Origin of the sequence: Falsiroseomonas oryzae (genome assembly GCF_027856955.1) — a bacterium.
GTDB lineage: Bacteria > Pseudomonadota > Alphaproteobacteria > Acetobacterales > Acetobacteraceae > Falsiroseomonas > Falsiroseomonas oryzae.
Genome location: NZ_JAPSMD010000384.1, coordinates 1 through 5,173, shown reverse-complemented (window position 1 = coordinate 5,173; position 5,173 = coordinate 1). Strand labels below are relative to the sequence as shown.

Here is a 5,173-nt window from a genome sequence, read left to right as displayed (position 1 = left end):
GCAGGCCGCCGCCGACCGGCAGCGCGGTGAATTCCAGGCAGGCCAGCCCGCCATCGGCGCGCCGCAGCCAGCTGCGCATCCCGCGCGGCGCGGAAGCCGGGTCGAAGGGGTCGGGCAGTTCGGCTTCCGCGCGCAGCGCGGCGGCGGGCTGGCCGAGCAGCGCTGCCGCGTCGTGCCCCAGCGGCCGGTCCGGCGCCAGGAAGGTCAGGCGGCCGGCCGCATCGGTCTCGAACAGCAGGTCGGCGGCGAGCAGCGCCAGGTCGCGCCACCGCGCGCGGCTGTCGAGCAGCGCTGCGGCAAGCGTGTCGTCCGGGGGAGCCGTCATGCGCTTCAGCTTCGCACCGCAAGGCTGAACCGGTGGTTGACGGCGACGCCCGCGCGCCCGCGTTGACAGGGGGGGCGCGCTCTTCCAAACGTCGCGGCCCCGTTCCCCCTCCGCCAGGACCAGCATTCCATGGACAGGACCGCCCTGCAGGCCCGCATCGAGGCGCTCTGGGGCCGCCGCGAGGCGCTCAACGCCGGCACCCAGGGCCCGGACCGCGCCGCGGTGGAGGAGGCGCTGGCGATGCTCGACTCCGGCCAGGCGCGGGTCGCCGAGCCGGACGGTCGTGGCGGCTGGAAGGTGAACCAGTGGCTGAAGCAGGCGGTGCTGATGAGCTTCCGCCTGAACGACAGCGCACCGATGGACACGGCGGCAGGCGCCTACGACAAGGTGCCGCTGAAGTTCGAGGGCTGGGGCGAGAACCGCTTCAAGGCCGCGGGCTTCCGCGCCGTGCCCGGCGCCGTGGTGCGCCGCTCGGCCTTTATCGGGCCGAACGTCATCCTGATGCCGAGCTTCGTGAATGTCGGCGCCTACGTCGATTCGGGGACCATGGTGGACACCTGGGCCACGGTCGGCTCCTGCGCGCAGATCGGCCGCAACGTGCATCTCTCCGGCGGCGTCGGCATCGGCGGCGTGCTGGAGCCGCTGCAGGCCAACCCGGTGGTGATCGAGGACGACTGCTTCATCGGCGCCCGGTCCGAGGTGGTGGAGGGCGTCATCGTGGAGCGCGGCAGCGTGCTCTCCATGGGCGTGTTCATCGGCATGTCCACCAAGATCATCGACCGCGCGACGGGCGAGGTGCTGTACGGCCGCGTGCCCGCCTATTCCGTGGTGGTGCCCGGCGCGCTGCCCGGCAAGCCGCTGCCGGACGGCTCGCCGGGCCCTAGTCTCTACTGCGCGGTGATCGTGAAGCGCGTGGACGAGAAGACGCGCAGCAAGACGAGCATCAACGAACTGCTGCGGGACTGATCGCCCGGGTGACCACCGACCCCATCCCGCTCGCGCAGGCGCTGATCCGCTGCCGCTCCGTCACGCCCGCCGATGACGGCGCGCTGGACGTGGTGCAGCGGGCGCTCGAGCCGCTCGGCTTCGCCTGCACCCGCCTGGTGTTCGGGCCGGACGACTACCGCGTGGACAACCTCTTCGCCCGCCGCGGCACGGATGGCCCGCATTTCTGCTACGCCGGCCATACCGACGTCGTCCCGCCCGGCGACCCGGCCGCCTGGCGCGACGACCCGTTCTCCGCGACCATCCGCGACGGCGTGCTCTATGGCCGCGGCGCCTGCGACATGAAGGGCGGCATCGCCGCCTTCGTCGCCGGCCTCACCGACTTTCTGGCCGCGCATCCCGGGCACAAGGGCAGCATCTCCCTGCTCATCACCGGCGACGAGGAAGCCCGCAGCGTGGACGGCACCGCCAGGGTGCTGGAATGGATGGCGGCCAACGGCCAGATCCCCGACATGGCGCTGGTGGGCGAGCCGACCAGCCGCCGGGAGCTCGGCGACACCATCAAGATCGGCCGCCGCGGCAGCCTCAACGCCTGGGTCACGGTGCACGGTACGCAGGGCCACAGCGCCTATCCCGCCGGCGCCGACAACCCGATCCACCGGCTGGTCGCCGCCCTCGGCCCGCTTCTCGCCGCGCCGCTCGACAATGGCAGCGCGCATTTCCCGCCCTCGACCCTGCAGGTGACGGGCTTCGACGTCGGCAACCGGACGAGCAACGTCATCCCCGCCACCGCAAAGGCGATGCTCAACATCCGCTTCAACGACCACCACACCAGCGCCCAGCTCACCGAACGCCTGCACGCTGCCTTCCGCGCCACCGGCGCGCGCTACGAGCTGCGCACCGAATGCTCCGGCGAGAGCTTCCTCACGCAACCCGGCCCCTTCGTGGACGGGCTCTCCCGCGCCATCGCGCGCGCCACCGGCGTGACGCCGAAGCTCGACACCGGCGGCGGCACCTCCGATGCGCGCTTCATCGCGCGCTACTGTCCGGTGGCGGAGTTCGGCGATATCGGCGAGACGCCGCACCAGGTGGACGAGCGCGCCTCCGTCACGGAACTCCGGCGCCTCGCCGGCGCCTACCGGGCCATCCTCGAGGAGTTCCTCGCCTGAGCCAGGCTGCCCCGCCGCCGCCGCCGATGCGCCCGGTGATCACCGCCGGCCTCGCCGGCGCCTTCCTCCTCGGTCGCGGGCGGCCCGAGGGGCTGGCGCTGATGGAGGACACGCCGGCCGGCGCCTGGCGCTCCTTTGCGGCCGCGCTGGTCTGCCTGCCGGCTTTCCTGGCGATCCGGCTCTTCGCCTGGGCGCATCTCGGCATGCCGCCTGGCGGGCTCGCGCGCGCCCTGGCGGCGGAACTGATCGGCTACACCCTGGCCTGGACGGCCTTCGCGCTGATTTCGCTGCCGCTGGCGCAGTCCTGGGGGCGCGGCGCGGACTGGCCGCGCTTCATCGCGGCCTGGAACTGGACGAACATCGTCCAGTACCTCGTGCTGCTGCTGCTGGCCGTGCCCGGCGCGCTGGGCTTCCCAGCCAGCATCGCACAGCTGCTGACCTTCGGCGGGCTGGCCTATGCGGTGTGGCTGGAATGGTTCGTCGCGCGCCATGCACTGCGGCTGGATGGCGGCCGCGCAGCGATCCTGGTGGGCGTGGACCTGGCGCTCGGCCTGTTCCTGGGCGGTTTGATCCGCACGCTGTCGGGGGGATGAGCGGCATGGCGTATCGGGCGCATGACCTGCTGGACTTCGCCATGGCCGCGTGCCGCGCCGCCGGCCTCGACGAGCCCAAGGCGCGCGACGTCGCGGAGGTGCTGCTTGAGGGCGACCTCATGGGCCACGACACGCATGGCCTGGCGCTGCTGGCGCCCTATCTCGACAGCTTTGCCGCCGGCGAGATGGCCGCCGCGGGCGAGCCCGAGGTGGTCTCCGCCACGCCCGTCGCCGAGACCTGGGACGGCCGCAAGCTGCCCGGCCCCTGGCTGGTCCGCCGCGCCATCGCCACGGCGGAGAAGGCCGCCGGAACCTTCGGCCTGGGCGCGGTCAGCATCGCCCGCAGCCACCACATCGGCTGCCTGGCCGCCTATGGCCCGCCGGTCGCGGCGCGCGGGCGGATGCTGCTGCTGACCTGCTCCGATCCCGCCACCGCCTCCGTCGCGCCCTGGGGCGGCACGCGGCGGGTGATCACGCCGAACCCGATCGCCGCCGCCTGGCCGACGCCGGACGGGCCGGTGATCCTCGACGTCTCCATGTCCATCACCACCAACGGCATGACGGCGCGCCGCCGCGCCGAGGGCACGCGCTTCCCGGGCCCGTGGCTGCTGGACGGGCAGGGGAACCCCACCGACGACCCCAACGCCTTCTGGGCCGACCCGCCCGGCACGCTGCTGCCGCTGGGCGGCATCGAGGCCGGCCACAAGGGCTTCGCCCTCGGCCTGCTGGTGGAGGCGCTGACCAGCGGCCTGGCGGGCCATGGCCGCGCCGAGGCGCCAACGGGCTGGGGCGCCAGCGTCTTCGTGCTGGTCATCGACCCCGCGAGGTTCGGCGGCGCCGAGCGCTTCCTGGCCGAGAGCGGCTTCATGGCAAAGCTGGTGCGGGAGAACCCGCCCCGTCCGGGTTTCGACGCGGCCCGCCTGCCCGGCGACGGCGCGATGGCGCGGCGCACCAAGGCGCTGGCCGAGGGCGTGGCGCTGCACCCCGCCATCCCGCCGGCGCTGGCGAAGCTGGCGGCGCGCTACGGGGTCGCCCTTCCGGGAGCGTAATCGGATTGCTTGCCAGCCCCTTCCGCGACCGCAATCATGCCGCCGGCGGCGCGGCTGGATGCGGGGAGGGAGTGGCGATGCTGCACAACCGGCGCCGTGTCGTCTGGCTGTCGACCGTCTCCATGCTGCCGGTGGCCGGCCTTGCCGCCGGCTGCGCGCCCTCCGCGTCCTCCGGCGGCGGCGGCCCCTTCGCGCGCATCGACTTCCTGGACAGCGACGCCTTCGACGCGCAGCTGCGCCGTGCGATGCGCGACCGGACCGGGCGCATCGTGGTGAAGCCCCAGGCGCCGATCCGCACGGGCGAGATCCCGCCGCGGCTGAACCTGTGGCTGACGGCGGTGGCGGAGCGCGGCGGGCAGGTGGCGATCGTGCCGCCGACCAGCGTGAACCCCGAGACGGGCGAGCAGTCCCGATCGCTGGCGACCATCCTCAGCCTGCTGAACCCGCTGCTGGAGCACCTGGCCGGCTATGTGCGGGACCAGCTGAACTACGCCCCGGCCGCGGGATACGACGCCCAGCTGGTAGTGGTCGCGGCGGGCGGCGACCAGGTGCAGAGCTTCGTGTTCCGGCGCCGGTGACGACCAGCCGGCCTGCTACTCGATGCGGGTGAAGTGGCCGACCGCGATCGGCGTGGTCAGGTCGTCGGCTGGCGGCACGAACTCCATGCGCATCCTGCTCGGTCCCTCGATGCGCGCACGCATGGTCCACCGGTTCCCGAACTCGAGCGTGCCGTCGTTGAGCCGCCCGATGAAATCCAGCGATTCGCGTCGCCGGGAGGCACTCATCGCCTCGCGCGGGCCTGGCGCGCTCATCCCCCAGATCACGGATGCCCGACCGGACGCGGCATCGACCCAGGGGACGACCATGATGATCGACCGGGACTCCGGGTTCGAGAACACCCAGGAACCGAGGAACTGCCGCGCATGGCCCGCCCCGTTGCCGTCGGTCTGTGGCAGTGCGGCGGGCAGGGCGATCCCGAGGCGGTCCGCCACCGCGCGCGTCGGTCCCCACTGCCCAGCTCCGCCCGGCACGGCGGCCGGCGCGGCTGCCTGAACCGCTGTGGAGGCCGCCGGGGCCGGCGCCGGCGCGCCC

Annotated in this window: 6 protein-coding genes and 1 pseudogene; 5 read left to right on the top strand and 2 right to left on the bottom strand. The window is 73.5% G+C overall.

What is annotated here, in order from left to right; all coding sequences use genetic code 11:
• Positions 1-325: pseudogene (locus tag OZN99_RS24995) on the bottom strand (hypothetical protein); the annotation flags it as partial.
• 129 nt (positions 326-454) lie between these two features.
• Between OZN99_RS24995 and dapD the strand changes: the two are divergent.
• The 5 genes from dapD to OZN99_RS24970 all read left to right on the top strand — a co-directional run bounded on the left by dapD (position 455) and on the right by OZN99_RS24970 (position 4,659).
• Complete coding sequence (dapD, locus tag OZN99_RS24990) at positions 455-1,291, top strand: 2,3,4,5-tetrahydropyridine-2,6-dicarboxylate N-succinyltransferase (protein ID WP_270937953.1); 837 nt, start codon at positions 455-457, stop codon at positions 1,289-1,291.
• Positions 1,291-2,439 carry a succinyl-diaminopimelate desuccinylase gene (gene dapE, locus OZN99_RS24985; RefSeq protein ID WP_408611934.1) on the top strand — a complete coding sequence of 383 codons (1,149 nt, stop codon included), beginning with the start codon at positions 1,291-1,293 and terminating at the stop codon, positions 2,437-2,439. The genes dapD and dapE overlap by 1 nt, the downstream gene beginning before the upstream one ends.
• A 35-nt stretch (positions 2,440-2,474) precedes the next feature.
• Positions 2,475-3,032, top strand: coding sequence for a hypothetical protein (locus OZN99_RS24980; RefSeq protein ID WP_270937951.1), 558 nt, complete (start codon positions 2,475-2,477; stop codon positions 3,030-3,032).
• Positions 3,033-3,037: 5 nt separating this feature from the next.
• Entirely contained in the window at positions 3,038-4,081 is a 1,044-nt protein-coding gene (locus tag OZN99_RS24975; RefSeq protein ID WP_270937950.1) for an Ldh family oxidoreductase, read from the top strand.
• Positions 4,082-4,158: 77 nt separating this feature from the next.
• A complete protein-coding gene (locus OZN99_RS24970) occupies positions 4,159-4,659 on the top strand; it encodes a hypothetical protein (protein ID WP_270937949.1) in 501 nt (166 codons plus the stop codon).
• Between the two features lie 15 nt (positions 4,660-4,674).
• Here the strand turns inward: OZN99_RS24970 and OZN99_RS24965 are convergent.
• Positions 4,675-5,173, bottom strand: a 499-nt coding sequence (locus OZN99_RS24965) for a hypothetical protein (protein ID WP_270937948.1), incomplete at its 5' end; no start/stop codon positions are given.

Bases quoted from the DNA above. Each gene is read 5' to 3' on its own strand.
- dapD (WP_270937953.1), top strand. From the start codon at position 455: ATGGACAGGACCGCCCTGCAGGCCCGCATCGAGGCGCTCTGGGGCCGC.
- OZN99_RS24975 (WP_270937950.1), top strand. From the start codon at position 3,038: ATGGCGTATCGGGCGCATGACCTGCTGGACTTCGCCATGGCCGCGTGC.
- OZN99_RS24970 (WP_270937949.1), top strand. From the start codon at position 4,159: ATGCTGCACAACCGGCGCCGTGTCGTCTGGCTGTCGACCGTCTCCATG.